Origin of the sequence: Actinomadura rubteroloni, from assembly GCF_002911665.1 — a bacterium.
Taxonomy (GTDB): Bacteria; Actinomycetota; Actinomycetes; order Streptosporangiales; family Streptosporangiaceae; genus Spirillospora; species Spirillospora rubteroloni.
In genome coordinates this window covers 314,095-337,838 of sequence record NZ_MTBP01000004.1, presented here as the reverse complement: position 1 = coordinate 337,838, position 23,744 = coordinate 314,095, and the positions used below count along the sequence as shown (strand labels likewise).

General features: G+C 73.6%; 19 protein-coding genes. 13 read left to right on the top strand and 6 right to left on the bottom strand.

Annotated features, from left to right (window positions below):
* Positions 1-59: 59 nt before the first annotated feature.
* Positions 60-830, top strand: coding sequence for an SDR family NAD(P)-dependent oxidoreductase (locus tag BTM25_RS25785; protein ID WP_103565609.1), 771 nt, complete (start codon positions 60-62; stop codon positions 828-830).
* 153 nt (positions 831-983) lie between these two features.
* On the opposite strand, the gene BTM25_RS25780 is transcribed toward BTM25_RS25785, so the two are convergent.
* Complete coding sequence (locus BTM25_RS25780; RefSeq protein ID WP_103565608.1) at positions 984-2,036, bottom strand: DNA polymerase domain-containing protein; 1,053 nt, start codon at positions 2,034-2,036, stop codon at positions 984-986.
* A gap of 86 nt (positions 2,037-2,122) precedes the next feature.
* Here BTM25_RS25780 and msrB point away from each other — a divergent pair, with 86 nt between their 5' ends.
* Positions 2,123-2,524 carry a peptide-methionine (R)-S-oxide reductase MsrB gene (gene msrB, locus BTM25_RS25775; RefSeq protein ID WP_103565607.1) on the top strand — a complete coding sequence of 134 codons (402 nt, stop codon included), beginning with the start codon at positions 2,123-2,125 and terminating at the stop codon, positions 2,522-2,524.
* 63 nt (positions 2,525-2,587) lie between these two features.
* Here msrB and hemQ read toward each other — a convergent pair whose 3' ends face one another.
* The 3 genes from hemQ to hemE form a co-directional block, all read right to left on the bottom strand.
* A complete protein-coding gene (hemQ, locus tag BTM25_RS25770; RefSeq protein WP_103565606.1) occupies positions 2,588-3,286 on the bottom strand; it encodes a hydrogen peroxide-dependent heme synthase in 699 nt (232 codons plus the stop codon).
* Positions 3,192-4,688, bottom strand: a complete 1,497-nt coding sequence (gene hemG, locus BTM25_RS25765; RefSeq protein WP_103565605.1) for a protoporphyrinogen oxidase — start codon at positions 4,686-4,688, stop codon at positions 3,192-3,194. Before hemG ends, hemQ begins: the two co-directional genes overlap by 95 nt.
* Before the next feature lie 79 nt (positions 4,689-4,767).
* A complete protein-coding gene (hemE, locus tag BTM25_RS25760; RefSeq protein ID WP_103565604.1) occupies positions 4,768-5,844 on the bottom strand; it encodes a uroporphyrinogen decarboxylase in 1,077 nt (358 codons plus the stop codon).
* A gap of 350 nt (positions 5,845-6,194) precedes the next feature.
* Here hemE and BTM25_RS25755 point away from each other — a divergent pair, with 350 nt between their 5' ends.
* The 3 genes from BTM25_RS25755 to efeU all read left to right on the top strand — a co-directional run bounded on the left by BTM25_RS25755 (position 6,195) and on the right by efeU (position 9,083).
* Positions 6,195-6,809 carry a DUF3000 domain-containing protein gene (locus BTM25_RS25755; RefSeq protein ID WP_103565603.1) on the top strand — a complete coding sequence of 205 codons (615 nt, stop codon included), beginning with the start codon at positions 6,195-6,197 and terminating at the stop codon, positions 6,807-6,809.
* A 19-nt stretch (positions 6,810-6,828) separates the two neighbouring features.
* Complete coding sequence (locus tag BTM25_RS25750; protein ID WP_103565602.1) at positions 6,829-8,106, top strand: ribonuclease D; 1,278 nt, start codon at positions 6,829-6,831, stop codon at positions 8,104-8,106.
* Positions 8,107-8,213: 107 nt separating this feature from the next.
* Positions 8,214-9,083, top strand: a complete 870-nt coding sequence (gene efeU / locus BTM25_RS25745) for an iron uptake transporter permease EfeU (RefSeq protein WP_103565601.1) — start codon at positions 8,214-8,216, stop codon at positions 9,081-9,083.
* Position 9,084: 1 nt separating this feature from the next.
* Here efeU and BTM25_RS25740 read toward each other — a convergent pair whose 3' ends face one another.
* Positions 9,085-9,444, bottom strand: a complete 360-nt coding sequence (locus BTM25_RS25740) for a hypothetical protein (protein ID WP_103565600.1) — start codon at positions 9,442-9,444, stop codon at positions 9,085-9,087.
* A gap of 328 nt (positions 9,445-9,772) precedes the next feature.
* Here BTM25_RS25740 and BTM25_RS25735 point away from each other — a divergent pair, with 328 nt between their 5' ends.
* The 3 genes from BTM25_RS25735 to BTM25_RS25725 are packed head-to-tail and all read left to right on the top strand — an operon-like array spanning position 9,773 to position 14,805.
* On the top strand, positions 9,773-12,934 hold the full coding sequence (locus tag BTM25_RS25735) for an RNA polymerase sigma factor (RefSeq protein ID WP_103565599.1): 3,162 nt from the start codon (positions 9,773-9,775) through the stop codon (positions 12,932-12,934).
* A 60-nt stretch (positions 12,935-12,994) separates the two neighbouring features.
* Positions 12,995-13,648 carry a response regulator transcription factor gene (locus BTM25_RS25730; protein WP_103565598.1) on the top strand — a complete coding sequence of 218 codons (654 nt, stop codon included), beginning with the start codon at positions 12,995-12,997 and terminating at the stop codon, positions 13,646-13,648.
* Between the two features lie 8 nt (positions 13,649-13,656).
* Positions 13,657-14,805, top strand: coding sequence for a sensor histidine kinase (locus tag BTM25_RS25725; RefSeq protein ID WP_103565597.1), 1,149 nt, complete (start codon positions 13,657-13,659; stop codon positions 14,803-14,805).
* Positions 14,806-14,866: 61 nt separating this feature from the next.
* Here BTM25_RS25725 and BTM25_RS25720 read toward each other — a convergent pair whose 3' ends face one another.
* Positions 14,867-16,579 (bottom strand): AMP-binding protein, encoded by a 1,713-nt coding sequence (locus BTM25_RS25720; RefSeq protein WP_103565596.1) that lies wholly within the window; start codon positions 16,577-16,579, stop codon positions 14,867-14,869.
* 226 nt (positions 16,580-16,805) lie between these two features.
* Between BTM25_RS25720 and BTM25_RS25715 the strand changes: the two genes are divergently transcribed.
* From BTM25_RS25715 to BTM25_RS25695, 5 genes are all read left to right on the top strand, one after another.
* Positions 16,806-18,008 (top strand): thiolase family protein, encoded by a 1,203-nt coding sequence (locus tag BTM25_RS25715; protein ID WP_103565595.1) that lies wholly within the window; start codon positions 16,806-16,808, stop codon positions 18,006-18,008.
* Entirely contained in the window at positions 18,005-20,119 is a 2,115-nt protein-coding gene (locus BTM25_RS25710; RefSeq protein WP_103565594.1) for a 3-hydroxyacyl-CoA dehydrogenase NAD-binding domain-containing protein, read from the top strand. Before BTM25_RS25715 ends, BTM25_RS25710 begins: the two co-directional genes overlap by 4 nt.
* Positions 20,120-20,290: 171 nt before the next feature.
* Complete coding sequence (locus BTM25_RS25705; RefSeq protein ID WP_103565593.1) at positions 20,291-21,820, top strand: amino acid permease; 1,530 nt, start codon at positions 20,291-20,293, stop codon at positions 21,818-21,820.
* Between the two features lie 42 nt (positions 21,821-21,862).
* The gene (locus tag BTM25_RS25700; protein WP_168212242.1) at positions 21,863-23,212 is read left to right on the top strand and encodes an FAD-dependent oxidoreductase; all 1,350 of its coding nucleotides are present in this window, start codon (positions 21,863-21,865) and stop codon (positions 23,210-23,212) included.
* A 149-nt stretch (positions 23,213-23,361) separates the two neighbouring features.
* On the top strand, positions 23,362-23,727 hold the full coding sequence (locus BTM25_RS25695; protein WP_103565591.1) for a hypothetical protein: 366 nt from the start codon (positions 23,362-23,364) through the stop codon (positions 23,725-23,727).
* Positions 23,728-23,744 lie beyond the last annotated feature (17 nt).

The window sequence follows — 23,744 nt, the reverse complement described above, 5'->3', positions numbered from 1 at the left end:
TATCAATCGGTTGCGGATCGGTGTTGGTGCGCGCAGCGGCCCGTGGTGGTCTTGGAGCCGTGATCAGACAACAGGTCGCGCTGGTGACCGGCGCGAACAAGGGCATCGGATACGAGGTCGCGGCGGGGCTCGCGGCGCTGGGCATGACCGTCCTGCTCGGATCGCGGGACCCCGTGCGCGGCGCGACGGCCGCCGCCAAGTTGGGCGACAACGTCCACCCGGTCGCGTTGGACGTCACCGACGACGCGTCCGTCGCCGCCGCCGCGCGGCTGGTCGCCGAGCGGCACGGCGCGCTGGACGTGCTCGTCAACAACGCCGGGATCTCCGGCCGCCACGCGTCGGCGCAGCCGGGCGGCGCGGACGTCGCCGCGCTGCGGGACGTCTTCGAGACGAACGTGTTCGGCGTCGTCCGCGTGACGGACGCGCTGCTGCCGCTGCTCCTGCGCTCCCCCGCCGGACGGATCGTCAACGTCGGCAGCGGCGTCGGCTCCCTCGCCCGGATGAGCGACCCCGCCGACTACCTCGCCCGGATTCCGGCGAACGTCAGCTATGCGCCGTCGAAAACCGCGCTCAACGCGCTGACCGTCCAGTACGCCAAGGAGCTGCGACCGCACGGCGTGCTCGTCAACACCGCCGACCCCGGGCCGTGCGCGACGGACTTCGCCGCCGGCGTCACCCACCACCTCACGGAAGGCTCGTCCGCCGCGCGGCACCCCGGCTTCTCCCGCACCGCCGCCGACGGCGCCAAGGTCGTCCTGCGGCTCGCCACCCTCGACGACGACGGCCCGACCGGCGGCTACTTCAACGAGGACGGTCCCGTCCCCTGGTGACCGGTCGCGCGTGCTCAGTGCTCCCGCGTCCAGTCGTCGGGGCGGGCGTCCAGCTCGACGTCCGGCACGCCGAGCAGGCGCGCGACGGTGGTGCAGTGCCCGGCGCTCGCGGCGGCCATCCGGGACGGCGCCTAGGCCCGGACCCGCGCGTCCCTAGTCGCGGCGGGCCTTGCTCGGCTGGACGCGGCGCGGCTCGCCCTCCATCTTCGGGTAGTTCGGCGGGTAGGGCATGTCGCCGAGGCCGTGGTCGTTCTCGTCCCGGTCGGCCATCGCCAGCAGCGGTTCGAGGGAGAAGGCGCGGTCGTCGATGGCGGCGTGGACGTCGCCCAGCTCGGCGAACCGGGCGGGCATCGTCGCGATCGTGAAGTCCTCGGTGGCGACGTCGGGCAGCTCGTCCCACGTCACCGGCGCCGACACCGTCGCGGCGGGCACCGGACGGACGCTGTACGCCGACGCGATCGTCCGGTCGCGCGCGTTCTGGTTGAAGTCCACGAAGATCTGCTCGCCGCGCTCCTCCTTCCACCACTTCGTCGTGATCTCGCGCGGCGCGCGGCGCTCGATCTCCCGGCCGAACGCCAGCGCCGCGCGGCGGACCTCGGTGAACGTCCAGCGCGGCTCGATCCGGACGTAGATGTGGACGCCGTGCTTGCCCGACGTCTTCACGAACCCGGTGTAGCCCAGCTCGTCCAGCAGGTCGCGGGCGGGGCCGAGCGCGACCCGCACCGCGTCGGCGAAGGTCGTGCCGGGCTGCGGGTCGAGGTCGATCCGCAGCTCGTCGGGACGGTCGACGTCGCCGGCGCGGACGGGCCACGGGTGGAACGTCAGCGTCCCGAGGTTGGCCGCCCACGCGACCACCGCGAGTTCGCCCGGACACACCTCGTCGGCCGACCGGCCGGACGGGAAGTCGATCCGCGCGGTCTCCACCCAGTCGGGCGCGCCCTTGGGCACGCGCTTCTGGTAGAACGCGTCCGCGTTGCGCCCGTCGGCCCGCGTCGCGAGCCGCGCGCCCTCGAACACCCCCGACGGCCACCGCTCCAGCGTCGTCGGGCGGTTCCGCGTGGCGCGCAGGATCCCGTCGCCGACCGCCAGGTAGTACTCCACCACCATCCGCTTGGTGAAGCCGTGCTCCGGGAAGTAGACGCGGTCGGGGTTGCTCACCTTGACGAGCCGATCCCCGACCGGGATCTCGATGAAGGGCGAAGCCATAACGGCACGTTAACCCACGGGTACGACGTTCCCCGGGACCGCCCTCGGCGGCGGCCCGCGACCGCCCGCGAGGTACCGTCGGACGCATGGAGAAGATCCGCAAGACCGACGCGGAGTGGCGGGCGCAGCTCAGCCCGGAGGAGTTCCACGTCCTGCGCGAGGCCGGGACCGAACGTCCGTTCACCGGCGAGTACACCGACACCAAGACCGTCGGCGTCTACCGCTGCCGCGCCTGCGGCGCCGAGCTGTTCCGCTCGGACGCCAAGTTCGACTCGCACTGCGGATGGCCGTCGTTCTTCGAGCCCTCGAAATCCGAGGCGGTCGTCCTCCTGGAGGACAGCTCGCTCGGCATGACGCGCATCGAGGTCCGCTGCGCCCGCTGTGACTCCCACCTGGGCCACGTCTTCCACGGCGAGGGCTACGAGACCCCGACCGACGACCGCTACTGCATCAACTCGATCTCCGTGACCCTGGAACCCGCCGAGTAACACCACCGCCCGCGCCGCAACGACCAGGCACGGTCAGCGGCGCGGGCGGGCGTGGGGCGGGGGTTACGGGAGGGACGCGATGAGTTCGCCGATCTCGCGGCGGCGGCCGGTGTAGAAGGGCACCTCCTCGCGGACGTGCAGGCGTGCGCGGGAGCCGCGCAGGTGGCGCATCAGGTCCACGATGCGGTGGAGTTCGTCGGCCTCGAACGCCAGCATCCACTCGTAGTCGCCGAGCGCGAACGACGAGACCGTGTTCGCCCGGACGTCGGGGTAGCCGCGCGCCATCTTGCCGTGCTCGGCGAGCATCGCGCGGCGCTCCTCGTCCGGCAGCAGGTACCAGTCGTAGGACCGGACGAACGGGTACACGCACACGTACGCGCGGGCCTCCTCCTCGGCGAGGAACGCCGGGACGTGGCTCTTGTTGAACTCGGCGGGCCGGTGCAGCGCCATCTGCGACCACACCGGGTCGCTGGCGCGGCCGACCGACGTCCGGCGGAACCGGGTGTAGACCTCCTGGAGGTCCTCGGCGGTCGGGGCATGCCACCAGAACAGGTAGTCGGCGTCGGCGCGCAGGCCCGAGACGTCGTAGGCGCCGCGCGTCACCACGTCCTTCTCGGCGGCCTGGTCCAGGACGGACTGGACCTCGGCCGCGTCGCGCTCGCCGAACTCACCGGGCGTCCTCACTCGGAAGACCGACCACATCGTGTAGCGGATGACCTGGTTGAGGTCCCGTGCCTTCGGCCTGGCGGGCTGCTCGCTCATGCTCGTCTCCTCGACGTTCCAGGAATTCCAGTATCCGCCCGGCCGCCGCCTCGGCGGACGCCACGCAGGCGGGGATGCCGACCCCGTCGTAGGCGGCGCCCGCGACGGCGAGGCCGGGCTGGGCCGCGACGGCCGAGCGGATCCGCGCCACCCGGTCGCCGTGCCCGACGTTGTACTGCGGGAGCCCGCCGCCCCACCGCGTGACGCGGGCGTCCACCGGCAGTTCGGTCACCCCGGACGTCCGGGCGAGTTCGGCGAGCGCCGCCGCCTTCAGCTCGTCGTCGCCGCGCTGCAGCGTCCGCTCGTCGCCGAACCGGCCGATCGAGCACCGCACCACGACGAGGCCGGGCGCGCGGTCGCGCAGGTGCGGCCACTTTACCGAGTTGTAGGTGACGGCCTTGACCTCGCGCCCCTCGACGGCGGGCACCAGGTACCCGCTGCGGGACGGGGCCTGCGGGAACGCGGTCGGCCGGTAGGCCAGCGTCACGATCGCCATGCTCGCGTACTCGATCGCCGACAGCGCGCGGGCGGCGCCCGGGACGTCGTCGGCCAGCAGCCGCGCGGCGGGCGCGGCGGGCAGCGCGAGCACGACCGCGTCGGCGGTGATCACCTCGGGGTCGCGCGCGGACCCGACGACGAGCCGCCACCCGTCCGGACGGCGGTGCAGCTCACGGACCGGCGCCCCGGTCCTGACGGTCCCGCCGGAGCGCTCCACGGCCGCGGCGACCAGCGGCGGCAGCGTGCCCATCCCGCCCGGCAGCGTCGCGAACACCGGGCCGGGGGACGCGGGCGCGGCGGCCCGCACGCTCCGCACGGCCGTGATCAGCGAGCGGTGGGCGCGGGCGGCGGACGCGACGGCGGGCATCGCGGACTCCAGCGACAGCAGGTCGACGCGGCCCGCGTAGACGCCGCCGAGCAGCGGTTCCACCAGCCGGTCCACGACCTCGCGGCCGAGCCTGGCCCCGACGAACCCCGCGACCGACACGTCCCGGCCGCGCCGGGTGGCGGGCAGCGCGAGGTCGAGCGGGACGCGGGCGAGCCCGGCCGCCGACAGCACCCCCGACGACGCGAGCGCGCCGAGGTCGGCGGGGACGCCCATCACCTGCCCGGCGGGCAGCGGACGCAGCGCGCCCCGGCTGAGGATCGCCGACACGGCCGTCCCGGGATGGACGAGATCCGCCCCGAGCGCACGCGCCAGCCCCGTTCCCTCGGGCCTGCGGGCGAGCATCGACTCGGCGCCCTCGTCCACGGAGAGCCCGGCGATCTCACTGATCCGCAGCTTCCCGCCGACGCGCGGCGAACCTTCCAGGACGGTCACCCGCACGCCCCGCGCGGCGAGCGACCGGGCCGCGGCGAGGCCCGCGATCCCGCCCCCGACGACGGCGACATGCGAGCTGGTCATGCCTCCACCCTCCCAGACGCCGCCGCGATCCGCGCACCGGGTCGCCGGCTGTGGATAACTTCACGGCGGCGGACGGACGTCAGCGGGCCGACAGCTCGTGGACCAGCTCGGTGAGCCGCGTCAGCTTGTCGGGGTCGGTGCCCGGGTGGACGCCGTGCCCGAGGTTGAAGATGTGGCTCTCGGCGGCCTGCCCCTTGGCCAGCACGCGGCGGGCGCGGCGCTCCACGACCTCCCACGGCGTGAACAGCGTGGCCGGGTCCAGGTTGCCCTGGAGCGCCTTGCCGGGGCCGACGCGGCGGGCGGCCTCGTCCAGCGGGACGCGCCAGTCCACGCCGACGACGTCCGCCCCGGCCTCGCCCATCATCGCCAGCAGCTCGCCGGTGTTGACGCCGAAGTGGATGCGCGGGACCCCGTACTCGGCCACCGCGTCGAAGATCCGCCGCGAGTAGGGCAGGATCGACGTCCGGTAGTCCACCGGCGCGACCGCCCCGGCCCAGGAGTCGAAGAGCTGGACGGCGCTCGCCCCGGCCTCGATCTGGAGCCGCAGGAACGTGATCGTGATGTCGGTGAGCCGTTCCATCAGCTCGGCCCACAGCTCCGGCTCCCCGTACATGAGGGCCTTGGTGCGGTCGTGGCTCTTGGACGGCCCGCCCTCCACCAGGTAGGACGCGAGCGTGAACGGCGCCCCCGCGAACCCGATGAGCGGCGTCGCGCCGAGTTCCCCGACCAGCCCGCGCACGGCCTCGGTCACGGAGTCGACGTCGCCGGGCTCCAGCGGGCGCAGCACCGACAGCCCGGCCTTGTCGCGGATCGGGTCGGCGAAGACCGGGCCGACGCCCGGCTTGATGTCCAGGTCGACCCCGACGGCAAGCAGCGGCACCACGATGTCGCTGAACAGGATCGCGGCGTCCACGCCGTAGCGGCGGACGGGCTGGAGTGTGATCTCCACCACCATGTCCGGGCGGCGGCACGCCTCCAGCATGGGCACGCCCTCGCGCACCCGCAGGTACTCGGGCAGGGCCCGGCCCGCCTGGCGCATGAACCAGACCGGGGTGCGGTCGGTGGCCTCACGACGGCAGGCCCGCAGGAAGGGGCTCTGCCGCAGGCTCTCGGACTGCGCGGGCGCGACGGTGGAATCGGCACGGTGATCTGCCACGCACCGATCGTCCCACGGGGCGGCGGGTGTTCGGGTACGACCCCCCGGCGCTGAACGAAGTTCCGGACACGCCGAGCGAAGTCCCGCATTCTGTCGTCCCGGCGTGCGAACGTGATGCGTGTCATAGCGAGGGAGGCCCCCGTGTTCCGCTTCACCTGCGGTGATAACCGCCCCGCGGCGCCCGGTCGGCGCCCCCTCGCACCCACCCCCCGCCCCCTGCCGTGCCACGCCGATCGGGCCGCGGCCTGACGGCCCGGTCCTTGAAACGAAAACCCCGTGTTGTGCCTGCATCCCCGCTCACTCCCCCGATGGCCCCGGCGGTCCGGCCCGTGCCGCCGCCCGGTGCGGCCATGACCCCGCCGACCCCGCCCCCGCCCGACCGCCGCCCCGCCGAGGCGGCCGTCCCCGACGAGTTCCGCCGCGCCGCCGACACGCTGCGCTCCGTCCTGGCCGGCCCGCCGCTGCGGCCCGAGCTGGACCTGGAGGAGATGCCCGCGCCCCAGCGCCTCGCCCCGTTCGCGGCGGCGCTGTCGGGCAGCGTGTGGCGCGACGACGACACCGAGGCCGCCACCGGGCGGCTGATCCTGCTGTACGACCCCGCCGGCCGCGACGGCTGGACGAACGGGTTCCGCGTCGTCGCCTACATCCAGGCCGACCTGGAGCCCGACATCGCCGCCGACGAGCTGATCGGCCCGGTCGCCTGGAGCTGGCTGCTGGAGGCGCTGGAGCCCGCCGGGTACGCGGGCGAGTCCGGGACGATCACCCGGGCCGTCTCCGAGAGCTTCGGCGACAAGGGCGGCGAGCCGTCCACGACCGAGCTGGAGCTGCGCGCGTCGTGGTCGCCCACCGGCGACGACCTCGCGGGGCACGTCGCCGCGTGGTGCGAGGTCATGTGCACGACGGCGGGGCTGCCCCCGGCGGGCGTGAGCGCCCTGCCGGACCGCGAGGGCGGTTTCGGGCGTTGAGCGACGTACGGTAGGAGACGTGGGTAGTACAGCGTCCGAGACCGATGCGGCCGGCGAGAGCACCGCGACGACGCCCGTCGCCGCGGCCGTCGAGGCCGTCCCCCTGCTGGAGCCGCGCGAGGGCGTCCCGCCGGTGCTGACCGCGCCCGCCGAGCTGGAGCGCGCCATCGCCGCGTTCGCGGCCGGGACCGGTCCCGTCGCGGTCGACGCCGAACGGGCCTCGGGCTACCGCTACGGCCAGCGCGCGTACCTGATCCAGCTCCGCCGGGCGGGCGCGGGGACGGCGCTGATCGACCCCGTCGCGCTGCCCGACCTGTCCGGCCTGGACGCGGCGCTGGCCGGCACCGAGATGGTGCTGCACGCCGCGAACCAGGATCTGCCGTGCCTGGCCGAGGTCGGGCTCGTCCCGCACCGCCTGTTCGATACCGAGCTGGCCGGGCGGCTGCTCGGCTACCCGCGCGTCGGGCTCGGGTCGATGGTGGAGAACGTCCTCGGGTTCCTGCTGGAGAAGGGGCACTCGGCGGCGGACTGGTCGACCCGTCCGCTCCCGGAGGACTGGCTGAAGTACGCCGCGCTGGACGTGGAACTGCTGGTCGAGCTGCGCGACGCGCTCCACGAGCAGCTCACGGCGTCCGGCAAGCTGGACTGGGCCGTCGAGGAGTTCGAGGCGATCCTGGAGGCGCCGCCGAAGGCGCCGCGCGCCGACCCGTGGCGGCGGACGTCGGGGATCCACCGCGTCCGCAACCGGCGGGCGCTCGGGATCGTCCGGGAACTGTGGGAGACGCGCGACCGCATCGCGCAGGAGCGCGACCTGTCGCCCGGCCGGGTGCTCCAGGACGCCGCGATCATCGAGCTGGCGACCAATCCCCCGCGCACCCCGGCGGAGCTGCAGGAACTGGCGTCCATGCGGAACCGGGGCGCGCGGCGGCACCAGTCGCAGTGGCTGCGCGCGGTCCACCGGGCGCGGGCGCTGCCCGAGCGGGCGCTGCCCGAGGCGAGCGTGCCGGGGGACGGTCCGCCGCCCCCGCACCGCTGGGCCGAACGCGACCCGGTGGCGGCGGCGCGGCTCACCGCGGCCCGCGCGGTCGTGACGGGCCTGGCGGACGAGCACGGAATGCCCGCGGAGAACCTCGTCCAGCCCGAGGCGATCCGGCGGCTGGCCTGGACGCCGCCCGCCGAGCCGTCGGCCGCGACGGTCGGGGACGCGCTGCGCGGCCTCGGCGTGCGCGGGTGGCAGATCGGTCTGGTCGCCGAGCCGCTGGCCGCCGCGCTGGCCAAGCCGTCGCCCGCGTCGTGACCTGTGACCAACGTCCTGTCGGTCCGGTTTGCCACTGGCCTTGCCCCGGCGCACAGTAATAAGGTTTGGTTTACCTAAGTCTGTCGTCCGGGGAAGGATCCGCGCCGATGCTCGGCAACTATCTCATCGGCCTGCGCGAGGGCCTGGAGGCCGCGCTCGTCGTCACGATCCTCATCGCCTACCTGGTGCGGACCGGACGCCGGGACGCGCTGCGGCCGGTGTGGGCCGGGGTCGGCGTCGCCGTCGCGCTCAGCGTCGGCTTCGGGATCGCCCTGTCGGCGGCGTCCGCGGAGATGCAGTTCAAGACGCAGGAGTTCTTCGGCGGGACGCTCTCGATCCTCGCGGTCGGGCTCGTCACCTGGATGGTCTTCTGGATGCGGCGCACCGCCCGGTTCATGAAGGCCGAGCTGGAGGGCCGCCTGTCGGACGCGCTGAACGTCGGGCCGGTCGCGCTCGCCGTCGTCGCGCTGCTCGCCGTCGGCCGCGAGGGGCTGGAGACGGCCCTGTTCCTCTGGACGAACATCAACAGCTCCGCCGACGGGTCCGCCGTCCCGATCACCGGGGCGCTGCTCGGGCTCGCGACGGCCGTCGTCATCGGCTACCTGCTGTACCGGGGCGGGCTCAAGCTCAACCTGGCGCGGTTCTTCACCTGGACGGGCGCGGCGCTGATCGTCGTCGCCGCCGGGGTGTTCGGGTACGGGTTCCACGACCTGCAAGAAGCCGACGCCCTGCCCGGCCTGACGTCGGTCGCGCTGCGGCCCGGCCTGTTCTTCGCCGACTACGGGACGTTCGGGGACTGGGTGCAGCACCTGCTCCAGGGCGTCCTCAACGTCACGCCGCAGATCACGTGGCTCCAGCTCATCATGTGGGCCGCCTACCTCGTGCCGGTGATGACCGTCTTCCTGTGGAAGTCGGGGTCGTCGGCGCCCGAGCGGCGGCCCGCCGCGCAGCGGACCGAGAGCGCCGCGTCGTCCTGACCTACAGGTCGGGCAGGGGGTCGCGGGGCAGGCTGTCGGGCTCGAACGCCTCGGCGTCGGCGGCGTTGACGACCGGGACGTACTGGTCGTCGATCTCGAAGTACGAGCCGTCGAACTCGAACACGCCGTCGCCCGGCCGCACCGGGCCGATCCGCGACTCGCGCGGATAGGTGCCCCAGACGCTCTTCGGCTTCTCCCGGCCGATCCCGCCGGTGGTGAGGACGCTGATCTGGTCGTCGGTCACCACGAAGAAGTAGCCCGCGCCGCCGCCGCGCGCCGCGGCCGGGAACAGATAACGGATACCGTCCCCGACTCCGAGGAACTCGCGGCAGCGGTCGCGCGCCGGGCGTGACACGGGCATGGCGGACGGGCACCTCCCCCGAAATCGGACGGCATCGGCCAGCCCCATCATGCACCGGACCCGCCGGACGTGACCAGAGTCCGTGAGCGGCAGGTGTCCGGACGGTCCGGGAGGTCCGCGCCGTGTTCCGTTCCTATAACCGTTGCCGGTTGTTCATGGGGCCTCCGGGCGCTTCCGGACGGGCGTTTCACAGCACTCGCCGACGGACTTCCGGCGCGTCGTTCCGGCGTTCTCCGCCGGAACCTGTTGCCCAGGTGACAAACCGGATGCCAGAAGACATGAACCAATCTCAATACAGACGTCCGTACATGCCGCAATAATCCGTTCGGTGTCCAGCCAAACTGGGGCGCCGCCGTCCGACGACGACGTCCGGCTGACCGAAGCCCTCCGCGCACGGCGTCCAGGGGCGGTCGGCCACGTCTACAACGTTTACGGCCCTTGGCTCTTCGCCTACGCCCAGGAGATCATCGGGGACCGCGACCAGGCCGTCGAGGCGGTGCGGGCCGCGCTGCTCACCGCGCGCTCGCAGCCCGACCGCATCCCGCCGCCCGAGCAGTTCCAGCACTGGCTGACCGACCTGGTGCGGGCCGAGTGCCACAAGGCCGTGTCGGCCGCGCCGGAGACCGCCGCCGCGCCGCCGCCCGCGTCCGCCCCGGCTGAGCCGTCCGCGTCGTCCTCTTCCTCGCTCGTGCCCTCCGCGCCGCCCGCGCCGCCGGCCCCGGTGGAGCCGTCCGCGCCCGAGGAGGCGTTCGACGAGCCGCAGGAGCGGCAGAAGCGGCTGCGGATGCGGGCGATGCGCGCCCTGCTGCCCAAGCGGGCCGCGCCCCCGCCGCCCGCGCCGCCCGCCGCGCCCCCGGCCGCCGAGCAGACCCCGGCCGAGCGGGACCCCGCCCCGGACCCGTCCGCTCCCCCGCCGCCGCTGCGGTCGCCGCTGGCGTTCCGTCCGATCCCGGTCGCGCAGCCCGGCCCCGAGTCGCGCCCCGCGCCGCAGGACACGCCGCCCGCCGCGCGCCGTCCCGCGCCGCCGCAGGACACGCCGCGCCGCCCGGCGAGCACGTTCGGCGCGTCCGCGTCCGCGGAAGTGCCGCTGTTCAGCGCCGTCCCCGAGGTCTCCGCCCCCGAGCCCCCCGGCACGGGCGCGTCCCTGTGGGACGACGAGCCCGCGCAGCCCACGGACCGTCCGGACGACCCGCCGTTCTACGCGGCCCCCGTCCCGACGACCCTCCCCTACGCCTACACCGACGCCGACGTGGAGGCCGAAGAGGAACTTCTCTTCGACACGTCCCCGGCCCCCGCGCCGGTCGTCCCAGCCCCGGAGCCCCCGGCCGTCACGGCCTTCGACCTTCCGCTCGCGGCCACACCGCCCGCGGCCCCGGCCCCCGAGGGCACGAGCGACGTCCCGCCCCCGGCCGACACCGTCACCGACACCCCGGTGCCCGACAACGCGGCGGAGACGCCGACGGCCGACAGTCCCGTCGTGGACGCGCCTGCCGCCGAGACGCCCACCGGCACGGAAGTCCCGGCGACCGAGAACTCGCCCGCGACGACGAACACGGAAGGCGCCCCGGCGACTGCCGACACCGTCACCGACGTGCCTGCGGCTGAGACGCCCGCAGACACCGCCCCGGCCGACACCGTCACCGACCTCCCGGTCACCGACGCCCCGGTGGCCGAGCCCGCCGAGGCCGACGCTCCGGTGGCCGACACCGTGACCGACATTCCCGTCGTGACCACGCCTGTCACCGAGACGCCCGCCGACGCGGACGTTGAGGAGTCGCCTGCGACGGCCGACGTCGAAAGCGCCCCGGCGACCGTCGACACCATCTTCGACGTGCCTGCGGCCGAGACGCCCGCCGACGCGGACGCGCCTGCGGGTGAAGACCCGTCCGCGCAGCCTGCCGCCGCTGCGGGCGTCCTGGCGACCGAAGGCGCCGAGGCTGAGACGCCGGTCTCGGACGAGCCCGAGAGCGGAACCCCCGCGCCGGCCGATGAGGACTCGCGCGCGAAGACCGCCGCCGCTGCGAGTGCGGGCGTCCTGGCGGCCGAGGGCACCGAGCCTCCGGCCACGGAAGCGCCCGAAAGCGAGACTCCCGCACCGGCGGAGGACCCGACCGCGAAGACCGACACCGCCGTCGCGGCGGGCGCGGGCGTCGCTGCCGGCGCGCTGGCGGCCGAGGCCGACGCCCCGGCCACGGACGCACCCAAGAACGAGACCCCCGCACCAGCGGACGAGAACTCGGACGCGAAGACCGCCGCCGCTGCGGGCGCAGGCCTCGCCGCCGGTGCCCTGGCTTCCGAGGCCGCCGAGACCGACGCCCCAGTCACGGACACACCCGAGAACGACACGCCCGCGCCAGCGGACGAGAACTCGGGCGCTAAGACCGCCGCCGCTGCGGGCGCAGGCGTCGCTGCCGGTGCTCTGGCAGCCGAAGGCGCTGAGGCCGACGTCCCGGTCACGGACGCGCCCGAGGGCGAGAAGCCCGCGCCAGCGGACGAAGGCTCGGGCGCTAAGACCGCCGCCGTCGCTGCGGGTGCGGGCGTCGCTGCCGGTGCCCTGGCGGCTGAAGGTGCTGAGGCCGACGCTCCCGCTGCGGACGCGCCCGACGGTGCGGCTTCCGTGCCTGCGGACGCTACGGGTGCGGGTGACGCGGGTTCTGGTGCGGCGCCGGAAGCGGCTGGGGCGGGTGAGCGGGGTGAGGACACCGCGCCCGTCACGGTCTTCGATCTGCCCGTCGCGGGTGGTGGGGCCGGGGCGCCTGAGGCCAAGCCCAGTGATTCTCCGGCCGGTGGGACGCCGATCTTCGCGCCCATGCCGTCGGCGGGCGGCGTGGACGGCGACGGGCCGGACGGTGCCACGGCCGTGCTCGCGGTTCCGCCGGGGGACGAGGACAAGAAGCGGCGGCGGCCCGCCGCGCTCGGGGTCGGGCAGGCGCGGCTGCTGCTGGTGGCCGGGGCCGTGCTCGTCGTGATCATCCTCGCGCTCGTCGTGCTGCTGCCCGGCGACGGCGGCAAGCCCCGGCAGGGGGCGGCGAGCCCGGTCGCGACGGCGAGCCCGGACGTGCCGACGTTCACGCCGTCCCCGGCCCCGTCGCCGAAGAAGGCGGAGAAGAAGCCGACGGCCAACAAGAAGAAGCCCGCGCCGAAGAAGAAGAGCGCGCCCAAGAAGAAGCGGTCGAGCGGCGGCGGGCACGGACGGCTGTCGGTCAACTCGGCCGGCTGCCAGGGCGTCCACGCGACGTCGTTCGGCGCGACGTGCCGGATCGTCGTCACCGCGCGCGGCGGGACGGTCCGCTGGTCCGTGCGGGGCGTCTCCGGACGGATGACGGCGTCCGGCGGCGGCACGCTGCGGTCGGGCCAGTCGGCGGGCGTGACCGTCCGGATCTTCGCGCCGGTCAGTTGCGCGTTCGGCGGGAGCGGGCGCGGCACGGTGTCGTTCTCGCCGGGCGGCGCGGGGTCGGTCAGCTACCGGTGCCGTTTCGGCGGATGGTGAGCCTTACCTCCGTTTAACGCCCGGCGCGTCATGCTCGTCCCGGTCAGGGGAGGGGACGACATGCGCGTGCTGATCGTCGAGGACGAGCGGGTGCTCGCGGACGCGATCGCGGAGGGCCTCCGGGAGGAGGCCCTCGCGGTCGACGTCGTGTACGACGGGGACGAGGCGCTGGAGCGCACGTCCCATACCGACTACGACGTGATCGTCCTGGACCGGGACCTGCCGACCGTCCACGGCGACGACGTCTGCCGGGACCTGGCGGAGCGGCGGCACCCGGCGCGGATCCTCATGCTGACGGCGGCGGCGGACGTCACCGAGCGGGTGGACGGCCTGTCCCTCGGCGCCGACGACTATCTGCCGAAGCCGTTCGTGTTCGGGGAGCTGGTGGCGCGGATCCGGGCGCTCGGCCGCCGGTCGGCGCCGCCCGTCCCGCCCGTCCTGGAGCGGTCCGGGGTGCGGCTGGACCCGCACCGGCGGACGGTCCACCGCAACGGCCGGCAGGTCCGTCTGACCCGCAAGGAGTTCTCGGTGCTGGAGGAACTGCTGCGCGCGGAGGGCGGGGTGGTGAGCGCGGAGCTGCTGCTGGTGCGGGCGTGGGACGAGCATCTGGACCCGTTCAGCAACGTCGTCCGGGTCACGATGGCGACGCTGCGCCGCAAGCTCGGCGAGCCCGCCGTCATCGAGACCGTCACGGGAGCGGGGTACCGGCTGTGATGCCGAGGATGAGCGTGCGGACGCGGCTGTCGATCGTATACGGAACGTTGTTCCTGATATCCGCCGGGCTGCTGGTCGGCGTGACGTACCTGCTGACGGTCCGGGCGATCGACAGCACGCTCGGCAAGCCCCTCGTCCAGGTGACCTACGAGCGCGGCGGCATCGAGACCGGCCCGGGGGGCCAGGTCAACATGCTGGCCACGGCGCAGCGCGAGGTCGACTCGGCGCTCGTCGCGCGCAAGGAGGCCGTCCTGGACAACCTGCTGCGCAGCTCGGTGCTGCTCATCATCGCGCTCGGCCTGCTCGCGGTGATCATCGGCTATGTGATGGCGGGCCGGATGCTGCGCCCGCTGCACACGGTGACCGAGACCGCGCGCCGCCTGTCGGAGAGCACCCTCCACGAGCGGATCGCGCTCAAGGGCCCGCAGGACGAGATCAAGGACCTCGCCGACACGTTCGACCGCATGCTGGACCGCCTGCACCGGGCGTTCGACGCGCAGCGCAGGTTCGTCGCGAACGCCTCGCACGAGCTGCGCACCCCCCTGACGATCAACCGGACGGTCCTGGAGGTCGCGCTCGCGGGCCGCCGCAACCCGCCCGAGACCAAGGCCCTCGCCGAGGTGCTGCTCGGCAACACGGCACGGCACGAGCGGCTCATCGAGGGATTGCTGCTGCTGGCCAGGACCGAGCGGGAGTTGGCCACGGCGGCGCCGGTCTCGCTGCCGGACGTCGCCCGCACCGCCGTGGACCAGATCGAGACCCCCGACGGCCTGGAGGTCTCCGCCGAGCTGCGCGCCGCCGAGACGTTCGGCGACCCGGTGCTGCTGGAGCGCTGCGCGGTGAACCTGGTGGAGAACGCCGTCAAGTACAACGTCCCGGACGGCCGCGTCGAGGTCGTCACCGGCCGCGAGGACGGCGCTCCATTCCTGCGGGTGTCGAACACGGGCCGCCCGGTGCCGCCGTACGAGATCGGGCGGATCTTCGAGCCGTTCCGGCGGCTGCGGGGCGACCGGACGGGTTCGGCGGAGGGCGCGGGCCTGGGCCTCTCGATCGTCGCGGCGGTCGTGCGGGCGCACGGCGGGACGGTCCAGGCCGTCCCCCGCGACGGCGGCGGCCTGATCGTCACCCTGCGCCTGCCCGCTCCCCCGTCCGCCTGACGGCGACCGCGCCGCCCCCGCCGACTGCCGCCCGCCGACCCCCAGCCGACGGCCGACGGCGTCAGGCGGACGGGGTTTCGGTGGGCTGGCGGATCACCGGCCAGCTCACCTTGCCCTCGGGCTGCTGCGACTGGCGGGGGCTCGCGACGAGCCACCGGTGGACGACCTTGCCGACGGCGTTGCGCGGCAGCTCGTTGATGAAGTGGACGTCGCGCGGCGCGGCGTAGCGGGCGACGCGGTCGCGGACGTACTGCCGGACGGCCTCGGCGTCCAGTTCGGCCCCGGGCCGCAGGACCACGTAGGCGGCGAGCCGCTGCCCCCAGGTGTCGTCGGGCACGCCGAGCACGGCGACCTCGTGGATCTGCGGCAGTTCCAGCAGCGCGTCCTCGACCTCGCCGGGGACGACGTTCTCGCCGCCGGTGACGACCATGCCGTCCTTGCGGCCGTCCACGAACAGCAGGCCGTGGTGGTCGATGTGGCCGAGGTCGCCGGTGGCGAGCAGGCCGTCCCGGACGGTCACCGGGTCGCCGCTGGTGTACCCCTCGAAGACCAGTTCGTTGGCGGCGTGGATCTCGCCGATCGTGGAGCGCCCGACGGGCTTGCCGGCGTCGTTGAGCACGGCGATCGAGGTGTTGCGCGGCGCCCGGCCCGCCGTCCGGGGGTCGATGCGCAGGTCGCGCGGGGTCGCGATGGACACCCAGGACGCCTCGGTGGAGCCGTAGACGTTGTAGAGGCAGTCCCCGAAGACGTCCATGAAGCGGGTCGCGAGGTCGCCGGGCAGCGCCGACCCGCTGAGCGCGACGATCTTGAGCCCGGACGCGTCGTAGACCTCCCGGACGTCCTGCGGCAGGTCCAGGATGCGCTGGAGCATGACCGGCACGGCGAACAGGACGGTATTGCCGTGCGCGGTGACGGACGCGAGCGTCCGCGACGGGTCGAACCGGCGGTGCAGGACGACCGGTGCCCGCAGCGCCCACGCCATCTGGAGCGCGGCATACCCCCAGGTGTGGAACAGCGGCGCCTCGATGATCATGGTGTGGCGGGCGCGGAGCGGGATCCGGGACGTCATCGACGCGAGCGGCCACAGGCCCGGCCGGGGCGGGCGGCGGGCGCCCTTGGGCCGTCCGGTGGTGCCGGAGCTGAGCATGATCGTCCGGGGCTGCGTGTCCGGAACGGCGATCCGGCTGACCGGGGTCGCGTTGACGATGTCGTTGATCGTCGGGCCCGCGCCGGGGACGGGCGAGCGGTCCGTCCAGACGATCGTGCGGCGCAGCGAGTGCGGGACGGCGCGCAGCAGGTGCGCGAACTCGGCGTCGGCGACGATGAGGTCCATCCGCATCTCGGTGAGCACGTTGCGGACCTGCCCGGCGCCGAAGCCGGTGTTGAGCAGGACGACCTCGACGCCGCGCTTGCCGCACGCGACCAGCGCCTCCACGATGCCCCGGTGGTTGCGGCACAGGATCCCGACGCGCGGACGCGGCCCGGTGAGCGGCAGCCCGGCGGCGAGCCGGGTGGTGCGGTCGTCCAGTTCGGCGAAGGTGAGCGTGCCCGAGTCGTCGATGATCGCGGTGCGCGCGGGGTTGCGGGCGGCGGCCGAGACGACGATGCCCGCGAGCGTCGTGCCCCAGCGGCGCAGTTCGCGGATCTGGCGGACCGCGCCGAGCGGATTGCCGGAGAAGGCGACGCCGGTCCGCAGCAGGAGGGAGAGCACGTCGCGCAGGAGCCACACCCGGCGGCGAGGCCCCGGATGATAGACGGGCCTGGCGTGCGCCACCGCGACCTCCTCGGCGATTGTGCCGACACGTTACCCAGCCAGCGTCCACTGGACAAGAGTCCAAAACCGGACGTAACACGGCTGTCGGTTACCGGTGGGTAGCATCAGCGGTTACCAGCGAGTAGCATCTCCGGTGTGGGTACTCGTGCCGTCCGCTCCGGACGGCACGAGGCTCAACCACTCGATCATCCACAGATCGACCCCATTCCCGAGGGAGGGACGACCCGTGCCTCGCACCGCACGTGACGTCGTGTTCGTCGACGGCGTACGCACGCCGTTCGGCAAGGCGGGCCCGAAGGGCCTGTACGCCGAGACCCGCGCCGACGACCTGGTCGTGCGCGCCATCCGCGAGCTGATGCGCCGCAACCCGTCCCTCCCGCCGGAGCGGGTGGACGAGGTCGCCATCGCCGCGACCACCCAGACCGGCGACCAGGGCCTGACCATCGGACGGTCCGCCGCCGTCCTCGCCGGGCTGCCCAAGAGCGTGCCCGGCTACGCCATCGACCGCATGTGCGCGGGCGCGATGACGGCCGTCACGACGACCGGGGCCGGGATCTCCTTCGGCTCCTACGACGTCGTGATCGCCGGCGGCGTCGAGCACATGGGACGGCACCCGATGGGCGAGGGCGTCGACCCGAACCCGCGGTTCCTCGCCGACCGGCTCGTGGACACCTCCGCGCTGGTCATGGGCTCGACCGCCGAGAACCTGCACGACCGGTTCCCCGGCATCACCAAGGAGCGCGCGGACGCCTACGCCGTCCGCAGCCAGCAGAAGGTCGCCGCCGCCTACGCCGCCGGGAAGATCCAGCCGGACCTGGTGCCGACCGCGATCCGCTCGGTGGAGAAGGGCTACGGCCTCGCGACCACCGACGAGCCGCCGCGTCCGGGCACCACGCTGGAGGACCTGGCCAAGCTCAAGACGCCGTTCCGGCCGCACGGCAACGTCACCGCCGGCAACGCGGCGGGCCTGAACGACGGCGCGACCGCGTGCCTGCTCGCCGCCGAGGACGTCGCCCGCGAACTCGGCCTCGCGCCGAAGATGCGGCTGGTCGACTTCTCGTTCGCGGGTGTCGAGCCCGAGGTCATGGGCGTCGGGCCGGTCCCGGCGACCGAGAAGCTGCTCGCCCGCAACTCGCTGACGATGGACGACATCGGCCTCATCGAGATCAACGAGGCGTTCGCCGTCCAGGTGCTGGCGTTCCTGGAGCACTTCAAGATCGCCGACGACGACGCGCGGGTGAACCCGTGGGGCGGCGCGATCGCGCTCGGCCACCCGCTGGCGTCGTCCGGCGTCCGGCTGATGAACCAGCTCGCGCGGCTGTTCGCCGAGCGCACCGACGTCCGGTACGGGCTCACCACCATGTGCGTCGGCATGGGCATGGGCGGGACCGTCCTCTGGGAGAACGTGAACTGGGAGGGCGCGAAGTGAGTACCGTCGAGACGTGGCGCTCGCTGCTGGCGAGCGAGGATCGCAACGCCGATGAAGTCGTCACGCACGCGCGCGTACGCGATGTCGAGCTGCCGTTCGGCGCGGGCACGCTCGCGCTGATCACGCTGGACAACGGCTTCGACCACACCAAGCCGAGCACGTTCGGTCCGCGCGGCCTGCTCGCGCTGAACGACGCCCTCGACCAGATCGAGGCCCGCGACGACCTCGTGGCGGTCGGCGTCACCGGCAAGCCGTTCATCTTCGCCGTCGGCGCCGACCTCAACGGGGTCCCGTCCGTGCGCGACAAGGACGAGGCCCGTCTCGTCGCCCGGCTCGGGCACGACGTGTTCCGGCGGCTCGGCGAGCTGAGCGTCCCGTCGTTCGCGTACTACAACGGCGCGGCGATGGGCGGCGGCGTCGAGATCGGCCTGCACTGCACCTACCGGACGATCTCGGCGGGCGTCCCGGCGTTCGCGCTGCCCGAGGCGTTCCTCGGGCTCGTCCCGGGCTGGGGCGGGACGTACCTGCTGCCGAACCTCATCGGCGCGGAGAAGGCGATCAAGGTCGTCATCGACAACCCGCTCGCGCAGAACCGCATGCTGCGGGGCAAGCAGGCCCACGAGCTGGGGATCGCGGACGCGATCTTCGAGTCGGCCGACTTCCTGGAGGAGTCGCTGACCTGGACGGCCCGCGTCCTGAAGGGCGAGATCGAGGTCACGCGCCCCGAGGTCGACAAGGGCAAGGCGTGGGACGACGCGGTCGCGCTCGCTCGCTGGAACCTGGACGGCAAGCTGCACGGCGCCGCCCCGTCCTACGTCCGCGCGATCGAGCTGATCGCGGCGGCCAAGGACCGCAGCCGCGACGAAGGCTTCGCCGCCGAGGACGAGGCGCTCGCCGACCTCATCATGAGCGACGAGCTGCGCGCCGGGCTGTACGCGTTCGACCTGACGCAGAAGCGCGCCAAGAAGCCGGCGGGCGCGCCCGCCAAGGAGCTGGCCCGCAAGGTCACCAAGGTCGGCGTCGTCGGCGCGGGCCTGATGGCGTCCCAGCTCGCGCTGCTGTTCGCGCGGCGGCTCGAAGTCCCGGTCGTCCTGACGGACCTGGACCAGGAGCGCCTGGACAAGGGCGTCGGCTACGCGCACGGCGAGATCGACAAGCTGCTCGCCAAGGGCCGCGTGTCGGCCGACAAGGCCAACCGGCTGAAGGCCCTCATCACCGGGTCGCTGACGAAGGACGCGTTCGCCGACGCCGACTTCGTCATCGAGGCGGTCTTCGAGGAGATGTCGGTCAAGCAGAAGGTGTTCGCCGAGGTCGAGGAGCACGTCTCCCCCGAGTGCGTCCTCGCGACCAACACCTCGTCGCTGTCGGTGTCGGAGATGGCGGCCAAGCTCGCGCACCCCGAGCGGGTCGTCGGCTTCCACTTCTTCAACCCGGTCGCGGTGCTGCCGCTGCTGGAGATCGTCCGGGGCGAGCGGACCGACGACGCGGCGCTGGCCACGGCGTTCGCGGTCGGCAAGCAGCTCAAGAAGTCGTCGGTGCTGGTCAAGGACGCCCCGGCGTTCGTGGTCAACCGGATCCTGCTGCGCCTGATGGCCGAGATCATCCAGACGGTGGACGAGGGCACGCCGATCGACGTGGCCGAGCGCGCCGCCGCGCCGCTCGGGCTGCCGATGCCGCCGTTCGTGCTCATGGGGCTGGTCGGCCCGGCGATCGCGCTGCACGTCAACGAGACGCTGCACGGAAAGTTCCCCGAGCGGTTCCCGCTGTCGGAGAAGTTCGCCAAGTTCGTCGCGGCGGGCAAGCGCGGCGTGTACCAGCCGGACTTCACGCTGGACCCGGAGGCGGTCGCGCTGTTCGGCGGCGGGACGAACCCGTCCACCGAGGAGCAGGTGCTGGAGCGGGCGCTGAACGGGCTCGCCGAGGAGATCCGGATCATGCTGGACGAGGGCGTCGTCGCGGCGCCCGAGGACATCGACCTGTGCATGATCCTCGGCGCGGGCTGGCCGTTCCACCTCGGCGGCATCACCCCGTACCTGGACCGGGCCGGGATCGCCGAGAAGGTGGCCGGCGGCCGGTTCCTGGCGCCGGGCGTGGCGTCGGTTCCGCAATAGCGGTCATAGCGCCATCAAAACGGCGCTGATTTGCACGAGAGAGAGGCGTTCCGCCATCAGCGGAACGCCTCTTTCCCGTCATATCGCCGCGTTCCGGTCGTGTCGACGTTTGGCCCTCCTTCCTCGGGTGATCAAGACTGCGACGGCGGTCCCAGGACGAAGGAGGGCGCGGTGCAACTCCTGCGCACCAAGACGGTCGAACAGTCGATCCGCGACACCGAGGAGCCCGAGCACCGGCTCCGCCGCGATCTTTCGGCGCTCGACCTGACCGTCTTCGGCGTGGGCGTCATCATCGGCACCGGGATCTTCGTCCTCACCGGCCAGGTCGCCAAGGAGAAGGCCGGGCCCGCCGTCGCGATCTCCTTCATCCTCGCCGCCGTCGTCTGCGGCCTCGCCGCCCTCTGCTACGCCGAGTTCTCCTCGACCGTCCCGGTCGCCGGGTCGGCCTACACGTTCTCCTACGCCACGCTCGGCGAGTTCCCCGCCTGGATCATCGGCTGGGACCTCATCCTCGAACTGGCCCTCGGCGCGGCCGTCGTCGCCGTCGGCTGGTCCGGGTACGCCGCGTCCCTGCTGGACACCATCGGGGCGCCGCTGCCCGCAGCGATCAGCCATCCGCCCGGCGAGCACGGCGGCGTCGTCAACGTCCCGGCGATCCTGCTGGTCTTCGCCGTCACGATCCTGCTGGTCACCGGCACCAAGGTGTCCTCGCGGGTCAACGCGGTCGTCGTCGGCATCAAGGTCGCGGTGGTCTTCCTCGTGATCATCGCCGGGCTGTTCTTCGTCAAGGGCGCCAACTACAAGCCGTTCATCCCGCCGGAGAAGTCCACCGGTTCGGTGTCGGGCGGCGGGGCGCCGCTGATCCAGGTCCTGTTCGGGATGCCGCCGGTCGCGTTCGGCTGGCTCGGGATCTTCGCCGCCGTCGCCGTCGTGTTCTTCGCCTACATCGGGTTCGACGTCGTCGCGACCGCCGCCGAGGAGGCCCGCAACCCCCAGCGCGACGTCCCGATCGGGCTCATCGGCTCGCTCATCGTCACGGCCGTCCTCTACGCGGTCGTGTCGCTCGTCGTCGTCGGGATGCAGAACTACAAACAGCTCAGCGCGGACGCGCCGCTCGCGGACGCGTTCCGGTCCGTCGGCCACCCCGGGTTCGCGACGATCATCAGCATCGGCGCCGTCGCGGGCCTCACCACCGTCGTGCTCATCCTGCTGCTCGGGCAGAGCCGGGTGTTCTTCGCGATGAGCCGGGACGGCCTGCTGCCCCCCTGGCTCGCCACCGTCCACCCCCGGTTCGGCACGCCCTACCGCTCCACGATCCTCATGGGCGCGGTCGTCGCGGTGCTGTCGGGCTTCATCCCGCTCGCCAAGCTCGCCGAACTCGTCAACATCGGGACGCTCTTCGCGTTCTGCCTGGTGTCGGTGGGCGTGGTGGTCCTGCGCCGCACCCGTCCCGACCTGCACCGGGCGTTCCGCGCGCCGTTCGTCCCGGTGGTGCCCGCCCTCGCCATGCTCGGGTGTCTCTTCGTGATGCTCAACCTTCCCCTGGAGACATGGTTGCGGTTCGTCGCCTGGATGGTCCTCGGGACCGTCCTGTATCTCGCGTACGGCTACCGGCACAGCCGTGTGGGGCTCGCGCGCACCCCCGCCGCCACCCCCGCCGACCCGCTGAGCGGCACGTCTCCCATCGACCCGGTCGGGTGACCCGGGGTGCGGTGACGCTGCGGGCCTGTGCACAATGCCCGCATGGTGGATCCTGTGCGCGTCGCAGTCATCGGGTCGGGCCCGGCTGGGCTCTACTCCGCCGAAGCACTCGTCAAGCAGTCCGGGGGGACGGTCCGCGTCGACGTCATCGACCGGCTCCCGACGCCGTACGGCCTCGTCCGGTACGGCGTCGCCCCCGACCACACCTCGATCAAGTCGATCGCCCGCTACCTCCAGCGCGTCCTGGAGGACAACGCCGTCCGGTTCCTCGGCTGCCTCGAACTCGGCACGGACGTCACCCGTGAGGACCTGCTGAGCTGCTACGACGCCGTCGTCTACGCGACCGGCGCGATGGTGGACCGGCGCCTCGGCGTCCCCGGCGAGGACCTGCCCGGCAGCGTCGCCGCCACCGACTTCGTCAACTGGTACTGCGGCCACCCCGACGCCGCCGACCACGCCTTCGACCTCGACGTGGAGGACGTCGCGGTGATCGGCGTCGGCAACGTCGCCGTGGACGTCGTGCGGATCCTCGCCAAGTCCGCCGACGAACTGCGCTCCACCGACGTGCCCGAGCAGGTGCTCGACGTCCTGGCCGCCAGCCGCGTCCGCCGCGTCCACCTCATCGGGCGGCGCGGCCCCGCGCAGGCCAAGTTCACCACCAAGGAGGCCCGGGAGCTGGGCGAACTGCCCGGCGCCGGGATCCGCGTCGACCCCGCCGACCTCGCCCTCGACCCGGCCGACACGGCGCACGCCGAGCGGGACCGCAAGGTGCGCGGCAACCTCGCCGTCCTCGCCGGGTGGACGGGCGAGCCGCCGGCGGACCGGCCGCGCCGCATCGACGTGCGGTTCTGGCGCGCACCTGTCGAGATCCTCGGCGACGGCCGCGTGGAGGCGCTGCGGCTGGAGCGCACCCGCCCGGACGGCGCCGGGCGCGTCGTCGGCACCGGGGAGTTCGAGACGCTGCCCGCCGGGCTCGTGCTGCGCTCTGTCGGGTACCAGAGCGTCCCGCTGCCGGGCGTGCCGTTCGACGAGCGCGCGTCCATCGTCCCGAACGACGCCGGGCGCGTCCTCGGCCCGGACGGCACGCCCGTCCCCCGCGAGTACGTCGCGGGCTGGGTCAAGCGCGGCCCGACCGGCGTCGTCGGCACCAACAAGTCCGACGCGGCCGAGACCGTCGCCCGCCTGCTCGCCGACCTGGAGAAAGAGCGGCCCGCCGCGCCCGTCCGCACCGTCGAGGACCTGCTCGCCGAGCGCGGCCTCGCCACGGTCGCCTACCGGGACTGGCTGAACCTCGACGCGGCCGAGCAGGAACTGGCCCGCTCGCTCGGCCGCGGAGAGCGCGTGAAGCTCGCCCGCTGGGACGCCATGCGCGCCGCTTGCGCTCCGTCCTGAGCGGCGGACGGCGACACGCCCGCCACCACCGTTGATCGGTCGGCGAAAGGCCCGTCCAGCCGACCGATCCACGGCCGATCACGACCGGACGGGGACGCGCCAGCGCCGAACATGTGACGTGGACCGCACCAGGGCGCTACGGTGCGCGTGTGACCGACGGTCCAGAGCTGTTCGGATTCCCGCCGCCCGCCGCGCTGCCCGACCTGCGCTGGCTCGGCCCGGACTACGTCGCCGTGCTGGTCGGCGACCTGACCCGGGGCCTGCTGCGCCAGGACGCGGGCACGCGCGTCATGGGCGTGCGGTGCGCCGGCGAGCCCGACCTGCGCGCCTCCGTCGACGCGGCCGGGGTGATCCGGTCCCACGACGCCCGCTTCGAGCTGCAGGTGTTCGTCCAGGACGGCGCGGGACGCCCCTGGCGGCTGCGCGGGCACTGGACGTACTCCGGACGCGACCTCGGCACCGCCGCCGCGTCCGTGACCCACTCCTGGCGGCTCAGCGCCGCCGAGGGCGTGTGAGGGGCCCACAGGACGCG

What these genes read in the sequence shown, in the direction of transcription:
- BTM25_RS25780 (WP_103565608.1), bottom strand. Translation starts at nt 2,036, where the DNA reads ATGGCTTCGCCCTTCATCGAGATCCCGGTCGGGGATCGGCTCGTCAAG.
- efeU (WP_103565601.1), top strand. Translation starts at nt 8,214, where the DNA reads ATGCTCGGCAACTATCTCATCGGCCTGCGCGAGGGCCTGGAGGCCGCG.
- hemQ (WP_103565606.1), bottom strand. Translation starts at nt 3,286, where the DNA reads ATGAGCGAGCAGCCCGCCAGGCCGAAGGCACGGGACCTCAACCAGGTC.
- msrB (WP_103565607.1), top strand. Translation starts at nt 2,123, where the DNA reads ATGGAGAAGATCCGCAAGACCGACGCGGAGTGGCGGGCGCAGCTCAGC.
- BTM25_RS25730 (WP_103565598.1), top strand. Translation starts at nt 12,995, where the DNA reads ATGCGCGTGCTGATCGTCGAGGACGAGCGGGTGCTCGCGGACGCGATC.
- BTM25_RS25755 (WP_103565603.1), top strand. Translation starts at nt 6,195, where the DNA reads ATGACCCCGCCGACCCCGCCCCCGCCCGACCGCCGCCCCGCCGAGGCG.
- BTM25_RS25700 (WP_168212242.1), top strand. Translation starts at nt 21,863, where the DNA reads ATGGTGGATCCTGTGCGCGTCGCAGTCATCGGGTCGGGCCCGGCTGGG.
- BTM25_RS25725 (WP_103565597.1), top strand. Translation starts at nt 13,657, where the DNA reads ATGAGCGTGCGGACGCGGCTGTCGATCGTATACGGAACGTTGTTCCTG.
- BTM25_RS25740 (WP_103565600.1), bottom strand. Translation starts at nt 9,444, where the DNA reads ATGCCCGTGTCACGCCCGGCGCGCGACCGCTGCCGCGAGTTCCTCGGA.
- hemG (WP_103565605.1), bottom strand. Translation starts at nt 4,688, where the DNA reads ATGACCAGCTCGCATGTCGCCGTCGTCGGGGGCGGGATCGCGGGCCTC.